This window comes from Actinoplanes sp. NPDC024001, assembly GCF_040638955.1.
In the GTDB taxonomy this organism is placed as follows: domain Bacteria; phylum Actinomycetota; class Actinomycetes; order Mycobacteriales; family Micromonosporaceae; genus Actinoplanes.
The window spans coordinates 118,246-143,392 of sequence record NZ_JBEZZB010000002.1 but is presented as its reverse complement, the minus strand read 5'-3'; the positions used below and the strand labels follow the sequence as shown (position 1 = coordinate 143,392).

Sequence of the window (25,147 nt, the reverse complement as noted above, 5' to 3'; positions counted from 1 at the left end):
GTCTCGGTTCCGCACAGATGGGCACACGGGAACCCGGGACGGCGTGGCACGCCGCCCGCGGGTCAGGCGGCGAACGGCGGAGCGCGGGAAGCGGTGGCCCCGGCCTCGACCTGGGCGCGCAGGGCGCGCACCAGGTCCGGCACGCCGCCGGCGGCGGCAGGGGCGAGGACCTCGACCTCAGGGGTACGAGCGGAAGCGTCGTCCGCAGCGGTGTGGTGCGTCCCGATCGAGTGGGAGATGCCGCTGCCGACGGAACCGGCGGGCCGGTCGACCGCGACCGGAGCACCGAGGAAGGCGACCAGAAGCGCCAGGAACACAGGCAGGAGCCGCAGCACTGTGGTGCGCTTCGCGGCCCTGTCCATACCGCTAAAAGTACCCATAAGCCCCTAAATCGCCTGGTGCGCCGCGCACACGGGTCACCCGTTGGAGCAGCGCGGCGAACGCCGACTCGAGTGCGTTTTTCGGATCAACTCTGCGCACCATGCGAAAGCTCAGATCGCCGGACGGCCCGCCGATGGGCACGACCATGCAGAAACGTGCCGGAGTCGCCGACCCGGTCCTGCTCGCCCTCGTGGCGCTGGGCGTGCTGTTGGTGCCGTGGTTCCTGGCCGGACCCGGCGGCGCCGTCACACCCTGGGTCATCCAGGCCGGCATCGACATCACGATGACGTACTTCGCCTGGCGGCTGGCCACCCACGCGGAGATGACCGTGGACGGGCGGCGGTTCTGGCGGGTGGTGGTGCTCGCTTGCGCCAGCTGTGCGGTGGGCGATACGTACCAGGCGGTGCTGATGATCGCTCAGCCCGGCAACACCCGGATCAGCCTGGTCCAGACCGCGTTCGTGGTGGCCGGCATGGCCACCGTGGTCGCGGCCACGCTGCGGCATCCGCTCGGCGGCGCCGGGCGGCAGCGGCTACGGCTCTGGTTCGACGCGGCCACCGTGCTCACCGGTGTCGCGGTCTTCCTCTGGTACTTCCTGCTGGCGACCGAGCTCAGCGGCAAACAGGCCGCCGACCGGTGGGCCGCCTCGGCCACCGCCGTGGTCATGCTGCTGATCACGTTCGGCCTGCTCAAGCTGATCCTCAGCGGCACCGCGCCGTTCACCCGCGGCGCGGGGGTGCTGGCCAGCCTGGGCGTGGCGGGCACCGCGCTGGCCGCACCGCTCACCACCGGGCTGCTCGGCGACCCGGGGCCCGGGCTGATGACCGTGGTGCAGCTGCTGCCGTGCGTGCTCACCGCTTTCAGCCTGCGCCTGCAGCAGGTCCGGGCCGGGCAGCTGGCCCGCCGGGTGGACACCACGGCGGGCACGCGGTCGAGCCGGCTGCCGTACCTGGCGGTGATCTCGACGCAGGTCCTGCTGCTGTTCTCGCTCCTCGACGGGCACGTCGACCTGCGGGTCTGGGGCGTCGCGGTCGGCACCGCGGCGATCACCGCGCTGGTGCTGGGCCGGCAGGTGGCGGCGCTGCGCGACAACGAGCGGCTGCTCGGGCAGATCGACGAGCAGAGCGAGCGGTTCCGCGCGCTGGTCCAGCACACCTCGGACCTCACGCTGGTCGTCGACCGGGAGAGCACGGTCAGCTACGCCAGCCCGGCCGCCGAACGGGTGCTCGGCATGCCCGCGGCGCAACTGCTGGGCACCTCCCTCTTCGAGCGGACCCACCCGGACGACGTGCCGGGCGTCAACGCGCTGGCCCGGCAGCTCGCCGCCCACCCCGGGATGGGCATCACCACGCAGGTGCGGTGGCGGCACGCGGACGGTTCCTACCGGTGGATGGACATCGTCAGCACCGACCTGCGGCACAACCCGAGCGTGCGCGGCGTGGTGCTGAACGCGCGGGACGCCACCGAGGCGCGGGCGCTGCACGACGAGCTCCAGCGGCAGGCCACGCACGACGTGCTGACCGGGTTGGGCAACCGGGTGCTGCTGCACCAGCGGCTCGCCGAGGCGAGCGGTGCGGTCAGCATGCTGCTGATCGACCTGGACGGCTTCAAAGAGATCAACGACCGGTACGGGCACCACGCCGGCGATCTGGTGCTACGTACCGTCGCCGACCGGCTCACCGGGCTGCTCGGCGCCGACGAGGTGGCCGCCCGGCTGGGCGGCGACGAGTTCGCCGTGCTGCTGCCCGGCACCGACGTGGTGGGCGCCGCGACCCTCGCCGACCGGATCGCCCTCGTGCTCGCCGAGCCGATGACGATCGCGGACCTCGAGCTGACCGTCGGCGCCAGCATCGGCGTCTCGGCCGGCGAGCCCGGCGAGGGGGACGGCCTGCTGCGCGAGGCGGACGCCGCCATGTACCGGCGCAAGAAACAGCGAAAGGCCCGTCGCCGGGAGACGGCGCGGGCCTGAACCGCGCTCGGCGGACCCGGCCGGTGCGACGACCGGCCGGATCCGCCTGCTGCGGCTAGCTCAGATCACCAGCGACGGTAGTCGTCCTGGGTCTGCGCGTTGAACTGCCAGGTGCGCTCCCGCTCGGCCCGGTCGATCCGGCGGTCGCTGACCTCGAGGACGTCCAGACCCTTCTGGATGTCGTTCGAGTAGATGTGGCCGTTGTACCAGTACGCCGACCAGGAACCGGCCAGGATCGAACGCTCCAGGCTGATCGGTCCCCGCTCCCAGTAAGCGATCTCGACCGGCTTACGGGAGTTGGTGAAGTCCCAGATCGAGATGCCGCCCTGGTACCACGCCTGGACCATGATGTCCCGCCCGGCCACCGGGATCAGCGAGCCGTTGTGGGCCACGCAGTTCTCGGTGTCCGCGTTCTCCCGCGGGATCTTGAAGTAGCTGCGGAAGACGAGCTTGGCCTTCTTGCCCTTGCCGACGATGTCGTAGATCGCGTCGGCGCCGCGGTTCGGCCCGGTCTCCGGGTTGCACGTCGCGCCGACGCCGCCGCCCAGCTCGTCGGTGAAGACGACCTTGGTGGCGTTGTTGTTGAACGTGGCCGAGTGCCAGAACGCGAAGTTCTCGGTGTCCCGGACCGTGGTGATCACCTTCGGCGCCACCGGGTTCGAGATGTCGAAGAGAACACCGTCGCCCATGCAGGCGCCGGCCGCGATGTCACGCTGCGGGTACGCCGTGATGTCGTGGCAACCGGTCGTCGCGCTGCCGGTCTCGCTCCCGGGGAAACCGCCGTCCGGGAAGAGCACCGGCGCCGCCACCAGAGCCGCCGCCTCGGGGTGCCGCAGCGGCACCTTGACGATCGAGATCTTGTCGTGCGGCAGGGCGCAGTTCGGCAGGTCGGTGGTCGCCAGGTTGTACGACGACACGTACACGTAGACGGAGCGGTCCCACTTCTTGCCCGGGACCAGGGTCAGCGTGTGCGAGCCGCAGTCGGTCTTGACGGCCGCGACGTACTGCGGGTTGAGCGGGTCGCTGATGTCGAAGACCTTGATGCCCTCCCAGCGCGGCGTCTCCGCGGGCGCGGTGTTCGGCACACCGACGCTGTTGCAGGAGTCGTCGCTGCGGATCGAGTCCGTGGCGAGGAAGAGCAGGTCACCGTAAACCGAAATGTCGTTCTGCGAACCGGGGCAGACGACCTGCTTGGCCATCACCGGGTCGCGGGGGTTGCTGATGTCGTAGACGGTGAAACCGTTGAAGTTACCGGCGTACGCGTACTTGCCCTGGAAGGCGATGTCGCTGTTGTACGCGTTCTCCGGCTCGAACGCACCCTGCTTGGGCTCGTTCGCGATCAACTTGAGGTTCGGGCTGCTGACGATCTCGTCGACGCCCGGGATGTCAGCGGTGTCGGCCTGTGCCTGGGCCGGCGCGGTGACGAGGAAGCTCATCAGAACAGCCGCGGCACCGATGGAGGCCAGACTTCTTAGTCGCCCTCGTGGGGCAGGGTGTTTCATGAAGCTCCTTCCGGCTACGGAGCCACCGGCGACACGTCGAGTCGTGTCGCTCGCACCACCGGTGACAACGATGTCGGTCGTTACGATAGTCGTCGAAGGCCGATCGTGGGTGACCCGGCCGGAGAGGAACTCATGAATCGCCGACGCGCCCAAGGCCTCGCCGCCGCGGCCCTGGCCCTCCTCGCAGCGGGCGGAATTGCCCTGCTCAGCAGGGGTTCCGACGACGATCGGCCGACCGCGGCACCGCCTTCGGCGTCGAGTTCGCCGATCCCGGTCCTGGTGCCGGGGCGCCCCGGCGAATCAGCGATGGTGACCGATTCCGATAAGGTTCAGCTGCCCGCCGGGACGGAGTACAACACGATCGACGTGACCTACGTCCAGATGATGATCGCCCACCACGAGCAGGCCGTGCGGATGGCCGATCTGGCGCCCGGCCGCGCGGCGAACGCGGGCGTGCTGGGCATCGCCGGCCGGATCAGCGCGGCGCAGAAACCGGAGATCGTCGCACTGCGGTCCTGGCTGCGTGACCGGGGACAACCGGAGAGCGACCCCAAGCACGACCACGCCACCATGCCGGGCATGCAGAGCGAGTCGGAGGTCACCGCACTGGCCGCCGCGAAGGGCGCCGATTTCGACCGCCGGTTCGTCGCGATGATGACCGAGCACCATGAGGGCGCCCAGCAGATGGCGACCGATCTGTTACGCGGCGGAGCCGACCAGCGACTGTCCGAACTGGCTAATGAGACCGCCGTGGAGCAGGTGACCGAGATCCGACGGATGGCCGACCTCAATGTCACTTGATCCATTGTGGAGCCATAACGCCATTTCGGGCGGGCCTAGAGCAGCATGCCGCCGGAGGCCTCGACGCGCTGGCCGGTGATCCAGCCGGTGCCGTCGCCGAGCAGCGCGGCGATCACCCCGGCGATCTCCTCCGGCCGGGCCACCCGGCCCAGCGCGGTCTGCCCGCCGATGTGCGCCCGGACCCGCTCGTCGTCGCGGAGCAGGCCGCCGCCGAAATCGGTGCCGGTGGGGCCGGGCGCCACCACGTTGGCAGTGATGCCGCGCGGGCCGGCCTCCTTCGCCAGATAGCGGGTGAAGACCTCGACGGCGCCCTTCATCGACGCGTACGCCGCGTAGACGCCCTCGCCGGTGAAACGGGCCAGGCCGGTGGAGAGGTTGATGATCCGGCCGCCGTCGGCGATCAGCGGCAGCAGTTTCTGGGTCAGGAAGAACATCCCGCGCCAGTGCACGTTCAGCATCTCGTCGAATGCCTCGACCGAGGTCTCGGCGATCGAGCCGGCACGACCGACGCCGGCGTTGTTGACCAGGAAGTCGAAGTCGGTGCGGCCGAAGCGGTCGGCGAGGACCCGCCGCAGGTCGTCGCGGAACCCGTCGTACGACGAGAGGTCGCCGACGCGCAGCGGCAGCGCAACCGCGTCGATCTTCTCGCCGGGGTCGCCGCGGTGGGTGTAGATCACCTCGACGCCCGCGTCGAGCAGTGCCCGGGCGGTGGCCCGGCCGAGGCCTCGGTTGCCGCCGGTGATCAGGGCGATTTTGGGCATGGTGATGCCTTTCTGCGAGGGGTGTCGCGGATTTCTAGGAGACGGCGGCGAGCAGCTGGAGCTTCTGGTAGCTCGCCGAGCCGGGCACCGCGGTGAAGACCAGCAGCGTCTGCAGCTGGTCGGGGTCGAACAGGTTCTGGCAGTAGAGGTCGAGTGCGCCGAGCTCGGGATGGAGCAGGGTCTTGCGGTCGGCGTGGGTCAGGCCGACCTCGTGCTCGGCCCAGATCGCGGCGAATTCCGGGCTGGCCTCCAGCAGCGCGCCGACGATCTCGCCGGCCCGGCTCTGCGGCGCCGCCGCGAACGCCGCGCGCAGCTGGGCGGCGAAGATTCGGCCGTGCCGGGGGTGGTGCTCCTCGGGGTAGAGCCGCCGCGCCGCCGGGTCGGTGAACCACCGGAACCAGACGCTGCGCGCCAGCCCGGAGAACGAGGTCTCGTCGCCGACCAGGGCCACCGCCATCCGGGTCTGGCGCAGCGTCTCACCGAACCGGGAGATGACCATGGCCGGGGTGTCCGACAGCCGGTCCAGGATGCGCATCATGCCGGGAGCGATGTGGTCCTCCCGCAGCGCCCGCTGCGGGGCCGGATGCCCGCCCAGCCGGAACAGGTGATCCCGCTCCTCCAGGCCCAGATGCAGGGCTCGGGCCAGCGCGGCGAGCATCTGCTCGGAGGGCGCCGGGCCGCGCTGCTGCTCGATCCGGCCGTAGTAGTCGGCCGACATCCCGGCGAGGGCGGCCACCTCCTCACGGCGCAGCCCACCGGTGCGCCGCCGCGGCCCGCGCGGCAGCCCGACATCCTCCGGCTGCAACGCTTCCCGACGGGTCCGGAGAAAGTCAGCGAGTTGCGCCCGATCCATGATCCTCATCCTCCCTCCGCCGCCGGCTCGATCCGACAGATCAAGCTTGACCCGGTACGCGGACCGGAGGAAGGACACGCTCATCCCCGGATCAACTGTCCCTGGATGCGCCTCAGCCGTCCCCGGGCCGGCAGAACGGCGGCGCGGTGGTCTCCGCCGGTAACTCCGGGGTGGTCGCCGAGCTCGCCAGCGGCGCGGGGCCGGTCCTCAGAGCCGGACCGGCAGTGCCTCCAGACCGCGCAGCAGCAGGCCGGGCCGCCAGCGTAGGTCCTCCGGCGGGACCGCCAGGCGCAGGCCGGGGTGACGGGTCAACAGTGCGGAGAAAGCAACCTGCGCCTCCAGCCGGGCCAGCGGCGCACCGAGGCAGTAGTGGATGCCGTGCCCGAACGCCAGGTGCGGGTTCTGCGGACGGTCCAGGCGCAGCTCGTCGGCGGCCGGGAAACGGTCGCCGTCGCGGTTCGCCGAGAGCAGGACGACCACGACCGGATCGCCGGCCGAGATCGTGACGCCACCGATCTCCAGATCCTCGGTGGCGACCCGGAAGGTGGAGGTCTCGACCGGCCCCTCGTAGCGGAGGAACTCCTCGATCGCGGTGGGCAGCAGCGCCGGCTCGGCCCGCAGCCGCTCCCACCGCTCCCGCTCGCGCAGCAGCAGATAGGTGCCGTTGCCGATCAGGTTCACCGTGGTCTCGTGCCCGGCGATGAGAAGCAGGAACACCATCGACGAGAGCTCGGCCTCGGTGAGCCGGTCGGCCTCGTCGCGCACCTGGATCAGGCCGGAGAGCAGGTCGTCGCCGGGGCGGGCGCGCCGCTCGGCGAGCAGCGCCAGGATGTAGCCGACCATGGCCCGGATGGCCGGCTCCAGCCGGTCACCGGCCTGCGAACCGGCGACGATCACGTTGGACCACTCCCGGAACGCGTCGCGGTCGTCGGCCGGCACCCCGAGTAGCTCGCAGATCACCTGGATCGGCAGCGGGAAGGCGAAGGCGTCGATCAGGTCGGCCTGCTCGCGGCCCTCGACCGCGTCCAGCAGGTCGCGGGTGATCTCCTCGATCCGCGGGCGCAGGCCCTCGATCCGCCGGGCGGTGAAGGCCGCGGAGACCAGCCGGCGCAACCGGGTGTGGTCCGGCGGGTCGACGGCGAGCATGTGCCGGGACAGCACCGCGGCCGGGCCGACCGGCTGGTTCGCCGTCGCGGACGAGCCGACCGAGAAGCCGGACTGCTTGGAGAGCCGGGGGTCGGCCAGTGCCCGCCGGGCATCCTCGTAGCGGGTGACCAGCCAGGCGCTCAGGCCGCTGGGCAGCCGGGTGCGGGTGACCGGTCCGGTGCGGCGCCAGTGCGCGTACACCGGGTGCGGGTCGGCCTGGAACGCCGGGTCGGTGAAGTCGATCTGGAGATCCTGGGTCATCGCGCCCTCCGAGCCGCCGGAACGGGATTCCGACGATACCCGTCGATATCAATCCCGGAGGGCGCTCCGGGTCAGGCGCCGCGAGGACGGCTGGCGCACACGCCCCGCGGTTCGCGCGGCGGCCGCAACGGCAGGCGCGGGCGGCGGGCGACGATCCGGCGGGGACGGCGGGGGCGTGGCTGACTGCTGTCCATGAGCGTCCACTATCCGCCGGTTGTCCGCCTCCGGCCCGTCCGTTGAGACAATCTTAAAGATCATCTAAGGGGAGGTATGCGTCCGATGGGACGGGAACCGGACTGGTCGTCTGCCCCCGCTGGAGACGGCCGATTACCCTCCTGAGGTCAACTCTTCCGGGACGGAGCAGCCGCACCACCATGACTACTCGCCCTCGTCGTACCCTCAGTGTCCTCCTCGCAGCCGCATCGTTGCTGGCCACAGCCGCGTGCGCGCCGCAGAACGGACGCGGTGTCGCCTTCGCGACGGCTCGTCCCGGCCGTACCGAATCGACAGCGGAACGCTCGAACATCGTGCTCGTGCTCACCGACGACCTGTCGAAGAACCTCGTGCCGTACATGCCGAACCTGCTCGCGATGCAGCGAGAGGGCACGACGTTCACCAATTACACGGTGACCGACTCGCTCTGCTGCCCGTCCCGGGCGTCCATGCTCAAAGGACAGTTCCCGCACAACACCGGCATCTTCAAGAACCACGGCTCGGACGGCGGCTTCCGCCTCTTCTACAGCCGGGGCGAGGAGAAGTCGACCTTCGCCACCGACCTGCAGACGGCGGGGTACCGCACCGCGTTCCTCGGCAAGTACCTCAACGAGTACCAGCCGAAGGACCCGCTGGGCACCGGGAAGCCGTACATGCCGCCGGGCTGGGACCTGTGGGCCGCCGGGGGCAACGCGTACGACAACTTCAACTACTCGCTGAACGAGAACAACCAGGTCGTCAAGTACGGCAACCGGCCACAGGACTACCTGACCGACGTGATCTCGACGAAGGCCTCGCAGTTCATCACCACCTCGGCGGCCGAGGGCAAGCCGTTCATGGTGGAGGTCTCGACCTATGCGCCGCACAGCCCGTACACGCCGGCGCCGCAGGACGCCAACGCGTTCCCCGGGCTGAAGGCGCCGCGCAACGCCGCCTACGACAAGCTGCCCACGGACGCGCCGAAGTGGCTCAACCGGGTCGCCCCGCTGACCAAGGCACAGAAGACCCGGATGGACACCGAGTTCCGCAAGCGGGTCCAGTCGGTGCAGTCGATCGACCGGATGCTCGGCTCGCTGCGGACCACCCTCACCAAGGCCGGCGTCGCCGACAAGACCGTGGTGGTCTTCGCCTCGGACAACGGCTACCACATGGGCGAGTACCGGCTGCCCTCCGGCAAGCAGACCGCCTTCGACACCGACGTGAACGTGCCCCTGGTGGTGGCCGGCCACGGCGTCGGCGCCGGGCGCACCGTGGACGCCCTGGTGGAGAACATCGACCTGCGGCCCACCTTCGCCGACCTGGCCGGCGCCCCGGGACCCGGCGAGACCGACGGCCGCAGCATCAAGCCGCTGCTCAACGGCACTCCCCCGGCCGAGTGGCGTACCGCGGCGCTGATCGAGCACCGGGACCCGGCCACCGACCCGCTGGACCCCGACTACACGTACGACAGCGTGAACATCCCGCCGGCGTACGACGCGCTGCGCACCGCCCAGTTCACCTACGTCAAGTACGTCGACGGGTCCCGCGAGTACTACGACCGCAAGACCGACCCGCTCCAGCTGCGCAACCTGGCCGGCAAGCTGACGCCGGCCCGGATCGCCGAACTGGACACGGCACTGCGCGGCCTGATCGCCTGTGTCGGCCCGGAGGCGTGCTGGACCGCGGGCCGCGCGATCAGCTGAACGCGCCGGGCCACGACTGCGGCGGGCCGCCGGGCCGGAAACCCGGCGAGTCCTGCCGCTGCACCACCGGGTAAAGGCTCGAGTGCGCCTGCCAGGACGGCGGGCGGCGCTGCTCCGGCGCGGCCAGGCAGCGCAGCAGGGCCTGCATCATGTCCCGCAGCGCCACGTGCAGGCGGCCGTCCGTGACGATCCCCTCGCCGTCCACCGCGCTCATCTCCAGCGGCAGCCGGACGCAGGCGGGCCGCAGCAGGCGGGCGCCGCCGTGGCCGAGCACCGACTCCAGGGCGGCCCGGGCGCCGTCGTCGCGGCCCGGGGCCACCACCGACAGCCAGGCGGCCGGCTTGCCGGTGAGCTCGCCGCCGTCGACCAGCCAGTCCAGCAGGTTCTTCAGGCTGCCCGGCAGCGAGCCCGCGTACTCGGGGGTGCTGAACAGGACCGCGTCCGCCTCGGTCACCTGCCGCCGCAGCGCGGTGACGGCCAGGCCCGGGTCCGGGTCGCCGGGCACGAACGCCGGCAGCGCGGCCAGGCCGTCGTAGCGGACGGCGGTGATCCCGGGTGGGGCGTGGCGGACGGCGGTGCGCAGGGCGGCGGTGTACAGGGATCCGTCGCGGGTGCTTCCCGAGACGAGCAGGACGCGCGTCATGCCGCAAGACGATACGGCTCGGCGGGCACCGTCCGGTCCGGCGGCGCGGCCTCGATCGGGTTACCGACAACCGGTTGCACCGACTCCGACTTTCGTACCGAATGGGTCTCGACGGCTAGCCAGCACCGAGATCGGGCGGGCAGCATGAGCAGACGGTTCATACGGGTGGGGACCGGTTGAAATTCCGCCCTCCTGCGCGAGAGTCGGAGCACGATGTCACAGCCCACCCCGCCGCCGTACGACCCGACACAACCGTTCGGGCAGCCGGGGTACGACCCGCAGCAGCAGCCGGCCTACGACCCGTACCAGCCGCCGGTGCCGTACTCCACACCGGACAGTGCGCCGCCCACCCAGGGTTACCCGCCGCCGCAGCCGCCGTACCAGGCTCCGGAGAGCGCACCGCCGTTCCCGCCGCAGCCCTACTCGCCGCCGGTGTCCGGCTATCCGCAGTCCCCGCCCGGCTACCCGCCGCAGCCCGGCTACCCGGCGCCGCCGATGTACCAGCCGGTGGTCGTGGGCCGCATCGGTCCGCCCACGTCGGGCTGGGCGGTGGCCTCGATGGTGCTCGGCATCGTCGGGCTGGTGCTGGTCTTCTGCGCCTGGGGCATCCCGTCGCTGCTCGCGGTGATCTTCGGCCACATCGGACTCTCCGAGACCAAGCGGGGCGAGAAGTCCGGTGGCGGCATGGCCATCGCCGGCCTGGTGATGGGCTACATCCTGCTCGGTCCGGCCATCATCCTCGCCGTCATGGGCGGGCTCGGTGGCCTCGGCGCGATGATGAGCGCCGCCTAGGTCCGCGGGCGCGCGGCCGGGCGGTGCCCACGACCGGCCGCGTCCCCACTGAAGGAACGGCGTTTCCGCACCGGGAGGGCGCCGTCGAGGTCCCCGGAAAGCGAGCAGGCCCCGCCCGGAAAAGGCGAGGCCTGCTCGTTGTTGTGCGCCGCGTAGGACTCGAACCTACAACCCGCGGATTAAGAGTCCGCTGCTCTGCCAGTTGAGCTAGCAGCGCCTGCAACGAGGCAGAACGTTAGCACATCGGCTCGGGGCCGCTCAGCGGGACCCGGGGATCGCCACCCGGGAGCGGGGCAGGCAGCACTTCTTGTACTTGCCGCCGGAACCGCACCAGCACGGTCCGTTACGGCCGGGCGGCCAGGCCACCGGTAGCGCCACCATGCCCTGCTGATCCTCATAGCCCCGCCGGATCTCCGGGGCGGTCGGGTCGCCGCCCTGCCGGGCCGCGAACGCCGTCAGCGCGTGGGCCGAGCCGGGGAACACCGAACCACCGCCGACGGTCAGCGCCCGCTCCAGCAGCGCGCGGTGCTCGTCCCAGGTCTGCCCGTAGACGCTCGCCAGCGCCGGCCAGCGCAGCAGCACCCGCTCGAACTCGGCCCGGGGCCAGAACAGCAGGCCCCGGTCGTCGTCGCCGGGCAGGCCGGCGGCGGTGCCGTACCGCGCCTCGCGCATCCGGTCGGCCATCTCGTCACGCTCGTCCGCGGGCAGCTCGAGTTCGCGCCGGATCCGGCGGCGGGACTGGCTCAGGCTGTACAGCAGCCTCAGATTCACCTCGTCCGGCCCGGCGCCGGTCCGCTCCTCCACCACGGCCAGCGCCGCGGTCAGCCACTGCTCGGCGATCGCGGCGAAGCCGCACTCCTCCATCGCCTCGGACAGGTACGCCGCGGCGTCCGGCTCGCGCACCAGACGCGGCCGCAGCGCGGCGAACTCCGCCAGCGCGTCTTCCTCACGGCCCAGCCGGGCCAGCAGATCTCCCCGGTACGCGCGGGCGAACCCCGAATCCTCGACCCGGTAGATCCCGACCGCCCGGTCGACGAGGGCCAGCGCGGCGGCCAATTCCCCCTGCCGTTCGGTGATCTCGGCGGCCAGGGTCAGCGCGTAACCCGCGTCTCTCGGATCGGCCAGGCGCTCGCCGTCGACGGCGGCGACCAGCTCCGCCACCGAGGCCAGCGGATCGTCGGCAGTGAACGCCTCATGCCCGATAGCGTCCAGATCGTCACTGGTGAGCAGTTCGTTCGGTGACACGCGCCACCCTACCTCGGTGACCCGCGGAAAAGGCGCCGCGGGCGTGGGGAGGCCCACGCCCGCGGCGCATTTCGGGGAACGGTGTCAGGTCGCGGTGCACGTCAGCGAGGGCCTGGCCCTTCTGCCGCCGCACTGGGGTTTTATCGACGACCGTCACTTCTCATTGTTGAGAGCACCCTGCCCCACGTCAACGGTTTGATACCGATAAATTTCCGAAAGTTTCGATACTCGGTGGCCTGAGCCGTCATCAGCTCTGATGGATCGATTCAAACCCCGAGCCGCGCCAAGAAACAGCGAAACTATCGGAGGCGGTGACGCTGCTGCCGCTTCGTCGAGGAGCGGTAGAAAGAAAGAAGCCCCGCGCCATCGGGCCGGGGCTGGTGCTTGGGGAGTGCGTCGCGTAGGACTCGAACCTACAACCCGCGGATTAAGAGTCCGCTGCTCTGCCAGTTGAGCTAGCGACGCTCGCCGTGCAACGAGATGAACGTTAGCACGGCCTGCGGAGATCCTTGAAATCGGCTACTTCCCACCTCAAAGGGGGACCCGCAACTTGCGTCCATGAGTCAGTATGTCTGCGCTGAGAACTCCAGAACGGGGCCCGACGATGGTTGACCTCCGCCGCTCCCTGGCGGCGATCTTGGCTTTCGCCCTGATCACCCCCCTTGCCGCCTGCGGCGACGACGCGAAGCCGACCTTCGCCGATCCCGCCAAGGCCGATCCGGCCGCCACCAGCAGCGCAGCTCCCGGCACCTCCGGTGCGCCGGTGACCGAGAGCACCACGGCCGCCGACCCGGTGGCGGTGACGATCACCCCTGCCACCGGGAAGAAGAACGTTCCGGTCAGCTCCGAGATCGGGCTCGCGGTGAAGGACGGCGAGGTGACCTCGGTCACCCTGACCGACGCCAAGGGCAAGGCCGTCGCCGGCGAGATGCGCGAGGACGGTTCGGCCTGGGTGCCGAGCAAGCCGCTGAAGACCAAGCAGAGCTACTCCGCGACGGTCGTCGCCACCGGGAAGAGCGGCGGCACGACGACCGCCACCACCTCGTTCACGACGATGGGCCCGCCGCCGCGCCGCACCGGCACGGGTCTCTACCTGTTCGACGACAAGACGTACGGCGTGGCCATGCCGGTGGTGGTCGAGTTCAACCCGGGCATCAAGAAGGCGGACCGCGCCGCGGTGCAGAAGCGGATGTTCGTCGAGACCACCCCGTCGCAGCCGGGCACCTGGTCGTGGACCGCCTCCGGCACCCAGGCCTACTACCGTGCGCCGGACTACTGGCAGCCGGGCACCACGCTGAAGGTGCGCATCGCGGTCGGCGGCCTGCCCACCGGCGACAACATCTACGGCGACCAGGACCGCTCAGCGACCGCCAAGATCGGCCGTAAGTTCGAGATGAAGGTCGACAACGCCAGCAAGAAGATGACGGTGCTGCAGGACGGCAAGGCGATCAAGACGATGCCGGTGAGCCTCGGCAAGAAGAGCACGCCGTCGTCGAGCGGGCACATGGTGATCATGGAGAAGAAGGCGGACACCGTCTTCGACACCACGGACACCGACGGCGACGAGGGCTACCGCACCCAGATTCAGTACGCGCAGCGACTGACCTGGAGCGGTCAGTACATTCACTCGGCCCCGTGGTCGACAGGTGATCAAGGTCGCCGCAACGTCTCGCATGGATGTGTCAATGTGGCGCCGGGCAACGCACGGTGGCTGTTCGACCGCACGCTGATCGGCGACCCGGTCACGGTGAAGGGGACCGAGGACAAGCTCGACTACGGCAACGGCTGGACCCCGTGGAACGTGAGCTGGAAAGAGTTCGCCGCGGGTAGCGCTCTGGAGGTGCCCGCCGACCTGAAGTGACGATCGGGTCACTGCGGGGTGGTTCGACAGCTCCTGCGGGGTACATCGATGGGGCGAGACTCATCGCGGCACAAATCCGGGATTGGTCAACAGGCTTTTTTGGAGCACTATTGGGCGCCGGAAGTACGACGCCGTGAGGGGACCATGGAGATGGATGGAAGTCGCCGTGCCGCTCGCCGCCGATGGCGCGCGGCCGTGGTCACGCTGTTGGCGGGCACCCTTCTGCTGACCGCCGCGTGCAGCGGCGGCGACGATTCGCCATCCTGGCAGGGTGGCGGCGGTAACGCCGCCGCGTCCGAGTCCCCGTCGCCGGAGCCGACGCTGAGCACGGTCGCGGTGACCTCTCCCGCGACTGACGCGACCGACGTCGAAGCCTGGTCCGAGGTGAAGTACAACAGCGAGGACCCGGAGAACACGACCGTCCAGGTGACCGACGCCAAGGGCGAAGAGGTCAAGGGCACCCTCGACAAGGACGAGAACGTCTGGCGCCCGGCCGAGTCCCTGGAGTGGGGCAAGAAGTACTCGGTGACCGTCACGACGCCCGAGGCCGAGGGCAAGAACAACACCACCACCAGCTCGTTCACGGTGATGAAGAAGCCGGCGAACCTGGTGCGGGTGTCGAGCTTCCTCGGCGACGGGCAGACCGTCGGCGTCGGCATGCCGCTGATCATCCGGTTCGGCCGGGCGATCCCGGAGAAGTACCGGGCGGACGTCGAGCGCAAGATGACCGTGACCGCCACTCCGGCTCAGGAGGGCGTCTGGCACTGGACCAGCCCCACCGAGGTGCACTACCGGCCGAAGGTCTACTGGAAGTCCGGCTCCAAGGTCTTCTACAAGGTGCAGCTCAAAGGCGTGAAGATGGGCGACGGGTGGTACGGCCGCTCCGACCTGACCGTCGACATGAAGATCGGCCGTTCGATGATCATGACGGTCTCGAACAAGACCAAGACGATGACGGTCAAGCAGGACGGCAAGGTCATCAAGACCATCCCGGTCAGCCTGGGCAAGCCGAAGACCCCGTCGTCGAGCGGCACCATGGTCGTCATCGAGAAGAAGGAACACACCGTCTTCGACACCCTGGACGAGCTGGGTCCCGAGGAGGGCTACCGCACCGAGATCGACTACGCGCAGCGGATCACCTGGAGCGGCCAGTTCATCCACGCCGCCCCGTGGTCCGAGGGTGTGCAGGGCCGCAGCAACGTCTCGCACGGCTGCGTGAACGTGTCGATGGCGATGGGCAAGTGGCTCTTCGACCGCACCATGATGGGCGACGTGATCACGGTCTCCGGGACCGAGGAGAAGCTCAAGAACGGTAACGGCTGGACCGACTGGAACATGAGCTGGGAAGAGTACAAGAAGGGCAGCGCGCTCAACTAGCGCGAGACCTCCGCGAGGCGGGCCCGGTCCTGAAGGACCGGGCCCGCCTTCGTTCGGTACGCCTACCAGTGCCCGCTGATCTCGGCTTTCCTGGACCCCGCGGCGGCGATCGCGCCGTACTGGTCGGCGCCGGTGTCGCGCCGGCCGGCCGCGTGCAGGAACTGGGCCGCGAAGACGTACTGGCCCGGGGCCAGGGTGCGGCCCTCGTTCAGGGTGAAGCGGTAGAGCACCGCGGTCTTCTCCTCGACCGACGTCACGGTAATCATCTCGGCCGGCACCGAGCTCCACTTGCCGGCGTCCTCGACCCCCGCGGTACGGGCCACGCTGATCACCAGGTCGAGCTTCGTGATCGTCTCGGTGGTGGTCAGGGTCAGGTTCTCCTGCGCCCAGGTCTCGTTCGAGTGGCTGTCCACCACGGTGGCCGAGCTGAGGAACCCGTCGGACGGCTGCCAGCGGGGCGTGGACGTGGCCGGGGTCCGGCTGGGGCGGTCGGCCCGTTCCGGCTCGCGGGACGGGCGCTTGCTCGGCGCGGGTGCGGCGGGACTGGCGGGGCTGGTGGTGGGAGCCACCGAGGTGGCGGCCGGCGGCTCCGTGCCGCCACTGCGGTCAGTGGCCATCTTGATCCCGGTGAAGCCGGCCACCAGCGTGGCCACCACCGAGGCAGCGGCCGCGGCCGGGCGCAGCCCGGTGAACGCCCAGCGGCTGCGCGTCGCGGTGCGCCGCTCGGCGATCCGGGAGAGCATCGCCGCCCGGTCCGGGACGTGCCGGTCGGCCTCCTGGCGCAGCGCCGCACCCAGATCGGGCGGGGGGCGCTCAGCCATGGTGGCCTCCCATCATCAGCGGCATCCCGCGCAGGTACTCGCTCAGCTGGGCGGCACCCCGGGAGGTGTGGCTCTTCACGGCACCGACCGAGATGCCGAGGATCGCGGCCACCTCACGTTCCGGCACGTCGAACGCGTACCGAAGGATGACGCACTCGCGACGCCGCAGCGGAAGGCGCCGTAGGGCCTCGCGCACGTCGAGGACCGCGGGGGTGTCGCTCTCGCCGCGGTCGCGGCGAAGCAGCCCGAGCCGCAGCAGACCGGCCCGTTCCCGGCTCTGCCGTTTGATCCACTGGCGGGCCAGGTTGGTCACGATGCCGCGAGCGTACGCGACCGGGCTGTCGGCCGCCTGCACGCGCTCCCAGTGCCGCCACACCTCCACGAACGCGTCGGCGGCCAGGTCGTCGGCGGCCTGCGAGTCGCCGGTCACCAGGTAGGCGAGACGGGACAGATCAGCGTGATGGTTGTCGAAGAAGCGCCGGAAGGCGTATTCGGCATCGGACAAGGACTGCTCCCGGCCGTCAGGAGATCTTCACCGAGTACGCGGTGGTGTCGAGCTGCCCCGCGCCGGTGAAGATCTCGGTGCCGGCCTGGACGCTGGACAGGTACTTGCTCTTGGCGAGCCAGCCCCGCGCCACCAGGTCGTCGGTGAAGTCGGTCAGGTTCAGGTCGGCCGCGGAGGTGTTCGAGCGGCGCACGAACGAGTAGACGTTCCAGCCGATGTTGCCGCGGTAGAGGTCCCACGTGGTGCCGGCGATCGTGACGGTCGCCTGCCTGGTGCCGACCGGACCGGCCCCGCCCGCGGTGTAGAGCCAGATCATCACCTCGTCGGTCGGGTTGTGCTGCCAGTCCGGGGTGGCGATGTCGTGCAGCCACAGGTCGTAGGCGACGTTCATGACGTTGCTGGTGGTCTGGGTGACCCGGAAGTTCCAGTTCGCCCGGACGGTCCTGCCGGCGCTGAGCTGGATCGGCAGGCCGGTGCCGGTGGCCTTCCAGCCCCAGTGCCAGCCGAGCACCGCGCTCGCGTACGACTTGACCTTGGTCTTGTCGCCGGACCAGGTCCACCGGGTGCCCCAGCTCAGGTTGTCGCCGCTGAGGCCGTTCTCCCAGACGCACTGCGAGCCGGTGCCGTCGGCCTTGCCCCAGACGTTGTTGTTGACCCAGTACTTGCCGCGGACCAGGGCGGCGTAGTCGGCGCAGTCCTCCGCACCCCGGGTCGCGGTCGCAGTCGCGGTGCCGGTGGCGGCGGGCGCGGCGCCGGTGCAGGCCACCCCGTTGACGGTGAATCCGGTGTTCCACTGGCTGGGCACGGCGTACGTCACGGAACAGGCGGTGGTCTCCGCGGCGTCGGCGTTCAGAACGCCGGCCACCGCGGCCGCGGCGCCGAGTGTCAGCACCGCGAACGGCACGACAATGCGCTTGGCGAGCATCAGGGGTCTCCCGGGGGACGAAGGTTGATCCACACCCCTGTGGCCCGGGAGGCCGAAAAGGTTGCGCGCTCCCACGAGAATTCTTTTGATTCCCGGCTGGTGGGAACGGGCCATGAAAAAAGGCCTCGTCCGCAGACGAGGCCTTTTCGGTGGGGTGATCGACGGGATTTGAACCCGCGACACCCGGGACCACAACCCGGTGCTCTACCAACTGAGCTACGACCACCATGACCGCGGAGTCGTTCCCGCGGTGCCGGACAATCATAGCCGCCGCCCCGGGGCGGCCGTCGAGCGGGTTACCTACAGCTCGGCGGCGACGGCCTTGGCCGCCTCGACGTCCGGGCCGGGCTGCGGCACGAAGATCGTCCGCCGGTAATACTCCAGCTCGCGGATGCTCTCCCGGATGTCGGCGAGCGCCCGGTGCGACAGGCCCTTGGCCGGCTGCCCGAAGTACACCCGCGGGTACCACCGGCGGCACAGCTCCTTGATCGACGAGACGTCGATCATCCGGTAGTGCAGGTGGGCGTCGAGGGCCGGCATGTCCCGCGCCAGGAAGCCGCGGTCGGTCGCGATCGAGTTGCCGCACAGCGGCGCGGTCCGCGGGTTCGGCACGAACTCCCGGATGTAGGCCAGGACGGCCTCCTCCGCCTCGGCCATGGTGATGGCCGAGCGGCGGACCTCGTCGGTCAGCCCGGACTTGGCATGCATGTCGCGCACCACCGGCGGCATCGCGTCCAGCGCCGCGTCGTCGGCGTGGATGACCAGGTCGACGCCCTCGCCGAGCACGTTGAGTTCCGGATCGGTGACCAGCGCCGCGACCTCGATGAGCTTGTCCTTGCCCAGGTCGAGACCGGTCATCTCACAGTCGATCCACACCAGAAGATCCGCCACGGGCACAGCCTACGCCGGGCAGCGCGCCGCCGTTTGGCGCGTACGGCCGGTCACGCCCCCGCTTCGCGCTGTTTGTCCGCTTTGTAGCCGGGACTTCCCAGTTGGCCGGTTGCGGGGTAAAGTGTACTTTACGGACGAAGCCCCCCTTCGGTTACTCCGTTCCCCCCGGTAAAGGGCCCTCCGTGTCGGCAGCACGGAGGGCCCTTTCAACGTCACGGCCGCCACGACCGGTCAAAATCGGCACCCACCGTCGCGCCCTCCACCCAACGGATCTCCGGCGTGCCCGCCGAACCGATGAACTCCAGCAGCCGCCCACCCTCCTCCTCGACCGCGGCCCGCGCCGCCGCCGGAATCGGCCGGAACGGCGCCACGGTCAGCGTCGCGCCCTTCACCGCCCAGGTCGCGGCCACGAAACCGTCGACCAGAACGGTCGGGCGCACGATCGACCAGCCGGGCATCACCAGCGGGCGGTCCCCCGGATGGATGATCCGGTCCCGGTTGTCGTGGCCCAGCACGGCATTGTCGAACTCGGGCAGGAAGACCACGGGGGCCGGAGCATCGGGGTCCAGCAACGGGGCGTTCGGTAGGTCGTACAGATCAATCCCGGTCTCGTCGCGGAAGACCCGCAGCTGCGGCCGCAGCTGCGCCAGCAGCGGGCCCAGGCGGGTCAGGCCCGACCAGACCTGCAGATCCTTCACCGAGGCCGGGCCGAACGCCGCCAGATAGCGCAACACCAGCGTCTCCGGGCTCGGCTCGGCGGCCAGCGGCCGCCCGAGCCAAGCCTCGGCCGGCACACATTGCACGCGGCCGCGATGCCGCCACGTCCCGGACGGCGGCGGGTGCAGCAGAGACAACCGCAGATGTACGACGTACTTCAGCGTCTGCGGGTCGTGGCCGGGAAACCGCTCCACCAGCCGCCGGGCCAGCTCGGGCCGCGTCATCGGCCCATCGGCGAGGATCTCCAGGGCGGCATCGGTGAACTTGGCCGGGTCGACGCCGTCCAACGATGCGCCGCGCCCGGCGAGCCGGTCGAGGGTGGGCTGCAGGGTGGGGCGGAGCCAGAGAAAGTCCTCACCGGTGCTCAGATGCTGGGTGCCGCGCAGCATCGCGCCGCGGACCACTCCCCCGTCGTGCAGCAGCTTCGTCAGGTCGTCGTGCCGGAAGCCGGCGATGCGCGACCAGAGGCTCAGATAGGGCGAGTCTGGTTCCTGGCCCTGCAGGGCGACCAGGTGCTCGACCACGTCGGCGGTGGGGCGCGGTTGGCGCTGGTCGAGCAGTTGGCGGTGCAGGTAGGTCCGGTTGAGCTCGCGCGTGGTGAGGACTCTCATGGGGACGACGGTAGGTGGTATAGCGGCCACTTTCCGTCCGGAATGCTGGGGGTGAAAAACGGGCCACCCGATGCTTCGGGTGGCCCGTTTCCGGCTCGCTGTTCTACTTGCTGCCGGCACCGACACCTGCTGCCGACTACCTGCTGGCGGATCGCCTGCTTGCCGGCGGCTCGCCTGCTTGCCGGCGGCTCGATTATTCGCTGCCGGGATCGCCCTTCGGCCGGTCCCGGTCCGCCGGTCGGCCGGCGACGGTACGACGGCGGCGCCGCTCGTTGCTGCCGGCCAGCAGCTCGGCGGCTTCCTCCCGGTAGGAGAGCACCCGAGCGGTGGGGCGGTCGGGTGCGGGCCGCTCCCCCTTGCCCGGCTCAACCCGGCCCGGGGTGGGCTTGACCTGCTCAACCTTGACCTGGCCGGCCTTGGCCTGCTCAACCCTGACCTGACCTGCCTTAGCCGGCTCGACCCGGACCCGACCAGCCCTGGCCTGCTCGGTTCCGCCCGGCGTCGGCTTGGCCTGCTCAGCCTTGACCTGCTCGGTTCCGCCCGACACCGGCTTGGTCTGCTCAGCCTTCGCCTGCCCGATCCCGGCCGACACCGGCCTGACCTGCTCGACCTTCGCCGGCCCGGTTCCGCCCGGCCCCGGCCTGACCTGCTCGACCTTCGCCGGCCCGGTCCCGCCCGGCACCGGCCGGGCCCGCTCGGCCTGGGTCGATGCCGGCATGGCCTGTTCCGCCGCAGCCTGACCGGTCTTGCCCAGCTCGGCCGTAGCCTGTTCCGGCCTCGTCGGCTGAGTCGCCGAACCGGTGTCTGTCGTGATGCGCGGCGGAACCTTGGCGGTCGGCGCCTTCGGGCGCGGGGCGTTGCCGCGAGCTGCCCGGATCGCCGCCGGTGTGGCCGGAGCCGGGATGCCCGCTGCCACGCCGCTCTGGCCCGTCGCGTCCGAGACGGTCGCCGGCTTGGCCGCCTCACCGGGGCCGGTACCCGGAATGCCGGTTTCCGGCTTCGGGGACTGCGCCGCGGCCGACAGCTTCGCTGACGGCTCGTCGGCTGCTTGAGCGGCCCGCGCGGCGACCGACTCGGCGGCCTTGATCCAGGCCGCAGGGACCCGCCGGGCCGCGGCCCCCGGCCGCGGCGGCATGCCGGGCGCGACCTTTCCGCTGGTCCGGCTTTGCGCGCGGGACAGCGGTTGATCGGCCTGCCCGGTACGCCCGGACTTCCGCCCACCCGGACGCTCCGCAGCGGCCTGGCTGCCCTGGCCGGGGACCGTCCGTGCCGGGCCGTCGAGTTCCACCGCGTGCATCGAAGCGCGCTGAGGCTCACCAGGCTGTGCCGGCACCGCAGCGTCCCCGCCGGTGGGCACGGCGTCCCCGCCGGTGGGCGCGACGTCCCCGGCGGTGAGGGCGGCGTCCCCGCCGGTGGGCGCGACGTCCCCGGCGGTGGGCGCGGCGACGTCCGAATCGGATCGGCTAGCGTGGGCTGGCGCCGGGTTGCCGGCCGGCGGCCGCCCGGACTCCATGGCGTGCATCGACGCCCGCTCCGGACCGGCATGGCCCGGCCGGTCAGCGATTCGCGCCGACCCGACCGCGATCTGCGCGGCCGGCCGATCGAGTTCGGCTGTGTCCGTGGTGGGACGCGACGGGAACGGCACGATCGGCCGCTGGGGAGCGACGGGGGTGTCCGGCTCGCTCTCCTCCTGCCCAGGCCGCGGCTTCTCCATCGGCGGCGCCGACGCCGATTCCGCACCGGCGGTGTGTTCCGAGTCAGAATCCGGCTTCCCCGTGGGTGACGCTGATCCGTCCGTCGGCCCGTCCTGCTTGGCCGGTTGTCCCGGCTTCACGGGCTGCGGCGCGGCCTTCTTCGACGGGTCGCCCTGCGCAGGCTGTGCCAACTCGCGTTCCGGCTGCGCGGTCACGTTCGATGCCGGTGCGGACTTCGCCGTTTCAGCCGAGGCGGAGCGGTCCGCTTCCTGCTCGCTGACGCCGACGGCCTGAACCGGCGGCCACACCGGGGGCTTGCTGGAAGCCGCCGACTTGCTCGGGCCCGAAGCCGCGGACTTGCTGGGGCCGGAAGCCGTCGACGCTGCCGGGGTCTCGGTGGAGACGTTCACCTTTTCGGCCTTCTGATCGGCAACAGCAGTGGTCGCGGCCGGTTGATCGGTGGACACCCGGGGCTTCGCGATCGGGTCCGCGGAGCGTTCGGGGGCGGCCCCCGGCTGGGGGGACGCAGCCGAGGGCTGGGCGGCCGATGCCGCTTGCCGCGCGGGAGTCTTCGGTGCCGGCGTAACCGCTGCGGCCTGCGGCGCCGCGATGCTCTGCGGGTGCGGTTGCGGTTGCGGTTGCATCTTCGACTGAGGTTGCGGCTTCGGCCGCAGCTGCGATTGGGGTTGCGGCTGTGGCTGCGATTGGGGCTGCGGCTTCGGCCGTGCGACGCTGCCCGAGCCGAGCCGGGTCAGTCCGGTCGCGGTCCAGTCGGTCGCCGCCGGGCCGGTGTGCAGGGCAATTCGTGAGACAGCCACCGCCGGGGCCTGGGGGCGCGGGCTCGGCCGCACGCCGGTCTTCGAGGCAGCTTCGCCGGGGTTGACCGGGCGGCCGCCAGAGCCGCCCGGACGGCCATCAGCGGTTACGGAGTCCTCGGCGGGGCCGGCTGAGGTCTCAACCTCAGATCCGGCCGAAGCCGAACCGTCTGCAGCGGCTGCCGCCTGCTTGGGCTGATCTGCGGACTGCGCATCGGCGGATCCTCCGGGCCGAGCCACCGTGATGTCATCCTCGGATCCGGCCGCAGCCGGGCGGCCTGTACCGGCTGCCGGCTTGGGCTGAGCCGCGGACTGCGCATCCGTGGACTGCGCATCCGTGGACCGCGCATCCATGGACCGCGCATCCATGGACTGCGCATCCGCGGACCGCTCAGCCTGGGCCGCCGCAATCTCAACCTCGGATCCAGTCGCAGCCGGTCCGTCCGTCGCGGCTGCCGACTTCGCGAGTTGCGCGTCGGGCTCAGTGGCAGAAGTCTCGCCGGCGCTTTCTTCGTCGGCGACCCGCTTGCGCGGGCCTGCGATCGACGGGCCGGCCTGCTTGGCGTCGCGGTTGCCGATCTTGTCCGGTGTAGCCGGAGCCGACGCGGTCTGAGCCGCCGGAGCTTCATTCGACGCGGTCTGGGCCGGCGCGGTCTGAGCCGGCGCGGTCTGAGCCGGCGCGGTCTGAGCCGGCGCGGTCTGAGCCGGCGCGGTCTGCCCCCGGGGTGCCTTGGTCGATTTGGTTTTGCCCGGCGCTGACTTGGCCTGCGCGGTCTGGCCAGCAGCGACCTGGGCTGGTGCGGACTTACCCGAGACGGCCTGGGCCGGTGCGGACTTGCCCGAGACGGCCTGGGCCGGTGCCGCCTGGCCCGAAGCGGCTTGGGCCGGTGCGGACTTGCCCGAGGCGGCCTGGGCCGGTTTGGCCTGGGCTGGTGTGGCCTGGGTCGGGGCGGTCGAGGCTGCTGCGGCTGACTTGCGGGCGGCGGCCTCGGCAAGCCGGGCCGCTGCGCGGGCCTCGGTCTGGCGGGCGCGCTCCGGGGCCGTAGCCGCGACCCAGGCGCCTACCGCGGTGGCGTGGAACTCGGGCAGGTCGGTCGGGGCCGCGGCGCGCCGCCGGTCGTGGCGGCGAGCCGCTAGGGGGCCCGGGTGCAGGCCGGCGAGAGCGGGGGTTTCACCGAGCAGGTTCAGCGGTCTTCCGGGAGGCGGCGTGTGCGCCCCGGCCGGCATCAGGCCTGCGGTGGGTGAGGTCACGTCGCCGCCGGTCCGGGCGTTGGCTAGGGCGACCGAGGCGGAGCCGGGAGTGGCGAACGCGGCCGGGACCGCGCCCGAGCCCGCTGGAGCGGCGCCGGCGGCGGATAGGGACGCGGCGCTGCCGGCAGTGCCGGAGAGAGCGGCGGCGTTGCCAGCAGCGGCCGGAGCAGAACCCGCAGCACCGGAGCCAGCCGGAACGGGGCCCGCTGCGCCGGAGACAGCCGCCGCGGAGCCGGCGGGACCGGTTACAGCCGGAATAGAGCCAGCCGCGCCGGAAAGTGCCGAGCCAGAGACGGCCGAGCCGGAAAGGGCCGAGCCCGAGACGGCCGAGCCCGAGACGGCCGAGCCCGACGCGACCGAGCCCGAGACGGCCGAGCCCGAGACGGCCGAGCCCGACGCGACCGAGCCCGACGCGACCGAGCCCGACGCGACCGAGCCCGAGACGGCCGAGCCTGACGCGGACGAGCCGGACAAGGCCGGGGCCAAGTCGCCGGGTAGTTCGGGCTGGCTGGTGTGGTTCGGCGGCCAGGAGAACTGGGGCAGGGCCGGCGGCCGGCTCGGGCGGGAGTCGGCCAGGGTGCGCGGGCGGTGCGCGCCGCCCTGACGGCCGCCGCCGGAAAGAGCGCCGGAAAGGGCGCCGGGAAGGGCACCAGGAAGGGCGCCGGAAGGAGGGCCGGAAAGCGGCAGTGGTGCGCCGATGGCCTGCATCAGGTCGGGTACCTGGCTGGGTTCGACGACGTAGACGACCTCGCGCCGGCGGCTCGGCCAGGCCAGCATGATCACGCCGATCATCACCATCAGCGTGCCGAGGGTGAGCAGGCCCCACGTGCTGGAGTTGAGCCAGCTCGGCCACAGTTCGACGGCTGACGCGACCCGGTTGATCGGGCGGGCGGTCGGGTTCATCACGACCAGGCTGTAGGGGCCGCCGGTGAGTTCGCCGGGGGTCCAGCTGAGCTGGCCCTGACCGCTCATCGTCCAGAACGGCTGGCGGCCGGGCAGGCCGGTCGGGGGCACCCGGCCGGGGGCGCGGCCGGTGGTGAGCGGCAGGGCGCCGGTGCCGATGTCGACGGTGGCGACCCGGGTGTGCGGGACGTTGGCGAGATAGCGCTCGACGTCGCGGGTCGGGGCCAGGCCGACGAAGGCGGGGCCGCCCACGGTGACCGCGGAGAGCCGCAGCCGGGTGGAGCCGACCCGGGCGAACGGGGCGTCGTCGCGCAGCAGCCGGTCGATGTCGGGGACGACGAGTGCGTACCCCGGCACCGCGAGCTGGCGCATCTGGCCGCTGAACGCGCCACCGGGGTCCCGGTGCTGCATCAGCGCCCACAGGGCGCCACCGGCCAGCAGCGCGGGCAGTCCGATGGTCAGTAACAGCATGCCGAGGATCGTGCGGAACACCCGCATCTGTCTCTCCCCCTTCCCGGGCCGTACTG

The 25,147-nt window shown here is 71.2% G+C and carries 19 protein-coding genes and 3 tRNA genes; 6 read left to right on the top strand and 16 right to left on the bottom strand.

Going from position 1 to position 25,147, the window contains the following annotated elements; translation table 11 throughout:
* Positions 1 to 62: 62 nt before the first annotated feature.
* The gene (locus AB0F81_RS01775; RefSeq protein ID WP_360189293.1) at positions 63 to 362 is read right to left on the bottom strand and encodes a hypothetical protein; all 300 of its coding nucleotides are present in this window, start codon (positions 360 to 362) and stop codon (positions 63 to 65) included.
* Positions 363 to 481: 119 nt separating this feature from the next.
* On the opposite strand from AB0F81_RS01775, the gene AB0F81_RS01770 reads away from it, so the two are divergent.
* Positions 482 to 2,350, top strand: a complete 1,869-nt coding sequence (locus AB0F81_RS01770) for a diguanylate cyclase (protein WP_360189290.1) — start codon at positions 482 to 484, stop codon at positions 2,348 to 2,350.
* A gap of 65 nt (positions 2,351 to 2,415) precedes the next feature.
* Here AB0F81_RS01770 and AB0F81_RS01765 read toward each other — a convergent pair whose 3' ends face one another.
* Positions 2,416 to 3,852 (bottom strand): hypothetical protein, encoded by a 1,437-nt coding sequence (locus AB0F81_RS01765; RefSeq protein ID WP_360189287.1) that lies wholly within the window; start codon positions 3,850 to 3,852, stop codon positions 2,416 to 2,418.
* Between AB0F81_RS01765 and AB0F81_RS01760 the strand changes: the two genes are divergently transcribed.
* The gene (locus AB0F81_RS01760; RefSeq protein WP_360189284.1) at positions 3,844 to 4,653 is read left to right on the top strand and encodes a DUF305 domain-containing protein; all 810 of its coding nucleotides are present in this window, start codon (positions 3,844 to 3,846) and stop codon (positions 4,651 to 4,653) included. The genes AB0F81_RS01765 and AB0F81_RS01760 overlap by 9 nt on opposite strands.
* 35 nt (positions 4,654 to 4,688) lie before the next feature.
* On the opposite strand, the gene AB0F81_RS01755 is transcribed toward AB0F81_RS01760, so the two are convergent.
* From AB0F81_RS01755 to AB0F81_RS01745, 3 genes are all read right to left on the bottom strand, one after another.
* Positions 4,689 to 5,414, bottom strand: a complete 726-nt coding sequence (locus AB0F81_RS01755; RefSeq protein ID WP_360189281.1) for an SDR family oxidoreductase — start codon at positions 5,412 to 5,414, stop codon at positions 4,689 to 4,691.
* A gap of 34 nt (positions 5,415 to 5,448) precedes the next feature.
* Complete coding sequence (locus tag AB0F81_RS01750) at positions 5,449 to 6,267, bottom strand: helix-turn-helix transcriptional regulator (protein WP_360189278.1); 819 nt, start codon at positions 6,265 to 6,267, stop codon at positions 5,449 to 5,451.
* A gap of 207 nt (positions 6,268 to 6,474) precedes the next feature.
* Positions 6,475 to 7,674, bottom strand: coding sequence for a cytochrome P450 (locus tag AB0F81_RS01745; RefSeq protein WP_360189275.1), 1,200 nt, complete (start codon positions 7,672 to 7,674; stop codon positions 6,475 to 6,477).
* Between the two features lie 527 nt (positions 7,675 to 8,201).
* On the opposite strand from AB0F81_RS01745, the gene AB0F81_RS01740 reads away from it, so the two are divergent.
* Positions 8,202 to 9,569 carry a sulfatase gene (locus tag AB0F81_RS01740; protein WP_360189272.1) on the top strand — a complete coding sequence of 456 codons (1,368 nt, stop codon included), beginning with the start codon at positions 8,202 to 8,204 and terminating at the stop codon, positions 9,567 to 9,569.
* On the opposite strand, the gene AB0F81_RS01735 is transcribed toward AB0F81_RS01740, so the two are convergent.
* On the bottom strand, positions 9,562 to 10,212 hold the full coding sequence (locus AB0F81_RS01735) for an NAD(P)H-dependent oxidoreductase (RefSeq protein ID WP_360189269.1): 651 nt from the start codon (positions 10,210 to 10,212) through the stop codon (positions 9,562 to 9,564). The two genes, AB0F81_RS01740 and AB0F81_RS01735, sit on opposite strands and share 8 nt — an antisense overlap.
* Positions 10,213 to 10,425: 213 nt before the next feature.
* Here AB0F81_RS01735 and AB0F81_RS01730 point away from each other — a divergent pair, with 213 nt between their 5' ends.
* Positions 10,426 to 11,004 (top strand): DUF4190 domain-containing protein, encoded by a 579-nt coding sequence (locus AB0F81_RS01730; RefSeq protein ID WP_360189266.1) that lies wholly within the window; start codon positions 10,426 to 10,428, stop codon positions 11,002 to 11,004.
* Positions 11,005 to 11,148: 144 nt separating this feature from the next.
* Here the strand turns inward: AB0F81_RS01730 and AB0F81_RS01725 are convergent.
* From AB0F81_RS01725 to AB0F81_RS01715, 3 genes are all read right to left on the bottom strand, one after another.
* Positions 11,149 to 11,221, bottom strand: a tRNA-Lys gene (locus AB0F81_RS01725).
* A gap of 41 nt (positions 11,222 to 11,262) precedes the next feature.
* On the bottom strand, positions 11,263 to 12,249 hold the full coding sequence (locus AB0F81_RS01720) for an SEC-C domain-containing protein (protein ID WP_360189263.1): 987 nt from the start codon (positions 12,247 to 12,249) through the stop codon (positions 11,263 to 11,265).
* 392 nt (positions 12,250 to 12,641) lie between these two features.
* Positions 12,642 to 12,714: transfer RNA gene (locus AB0F81_RS01715), tRNA-Lys, on the bottom strand.
* 139 nt (positions 12,715 to 12,853) lie between these two features.
* On the opposite strand from AB0F81_RS01715, the gene AB0F81_RS01710 reads away from it, so the two are divergent.
* Positions 12,854 to 14,110, top strand: a complete 1,257-nt coding sequence (locus AB0F81_RS01710; RefSeq protein ID WP_360189260.1) for an Ig-like domain-containing protein — start codon at positions 12,854 to 12,856, stop codon at positions 14,108 to 14,110.
* Between the two features lie 150 nt (positions 14,111 to 14,260).
* Positions 14,261 to 15,487, top strand: a complete 1,227-nt coding sequence (locus AB0F81_RS01705) for an Ig-like domain-containing protein (RefSeq protein WP_360189257.1) — start codon at positions 14,261 to 14,263, stop codon at positions 15,485 to 15,487.
* A 62-nt stretch (positions 15,488 to 15,549) separates the two neighbouring features.
* Here the strand turns inward: AB0F81_RS01705 and AB0F81_RS01700 are convergent, their stop codons facing one another.
* The 7 genes from AB0F81_RS01700 to AB0F81_RS01670 all read right to left on the bottom strand — a co-directional run bounded on the left by AB0F81_RS01700 (position 15,550) and on the right by AB0F81_RS01670 (position 24,872).
* A complete protein-coding gene (locus AB0F81_RS01700) occupies positions 15,550 to 16,308 on the bottom strand; it encodes a hypothetical protein (RefSeq protein ID WP_360189255.1) in 759 nt (252 codons plus the stop codon).
* Positions 16,301 to 16,813: a SigE family RNA polymerase sigma factor gene (locus AB0F81_RS01695; protein ID WP_360189252.1), complete on the bottom strand. Its 513-nt coding sequence runs from the start codon at positions 16,811 to 16,813 to the stop codon at positions 16,301 to 16,303. Before AB0F81_RS01695 ends, AB0F81_RS01700 begins: the two co-directional genes overlap by 8 nt.
* A gap of 16 nt (positions 16,814 to 16,829) precedes the next feature.
* Positions 16,830 to 17,738, bottom strand: a complete 909-nt coding sequence (locus AB0F81_RS01690; RefSeq protein WP_360189249.1) for a hypothetical protein — start codon at positions 17,736 to 17,738, stop codon at positions 16,830 to 16,832.
* A 150-nt stretch (positions 17,739 to 17,888) separates the two neighbouring features.
* Positions 17,889 to 17,964: transfer RNA gene (locus tag AB0F81_RS01685), tRNA-His, on the bottom strand.
* Between the two features lie 74 nt (positions 17,965 to 18,038).
* Entirely contained in the window at positions 18,039 to 18,635 is a 597-nt protein-coding gene (orn, locus tag AB0F81_RS01680) for an oligoribonuclease (protein ID WP_360189247.1), read from the bottom strand.
* 206 nt (positions 18,636 to 18,841) lie between these two features.
* Positions 18,842 to 19,957, bottom strand: a complete 1,116-nt coding sequence (locus AB0F81_RS01675) for a winged helix DNA-binding domain-containing protein (RefSeq protein WP_360189245.1) — start codon at positions 19,955 to 19,957, stop codon at positions 18,842 to 18,844.
* 193 nt (positions 19,958 to 20,150) lie between these two features.
* On the bottom strand, positions 20,151 to 24,872 hold the full coding sequence (locus tag AB0F81_RS01670; RefSeq protein ID WP_360189242.1) for a hypothetical protein: 4,722 nt from the start codon (positions 24,870 to 24,872) through the stop codon (positions 20,151 to 20,153).
* Positions 24,873 to 25,147: the final 275 nt, after the last annotated feature.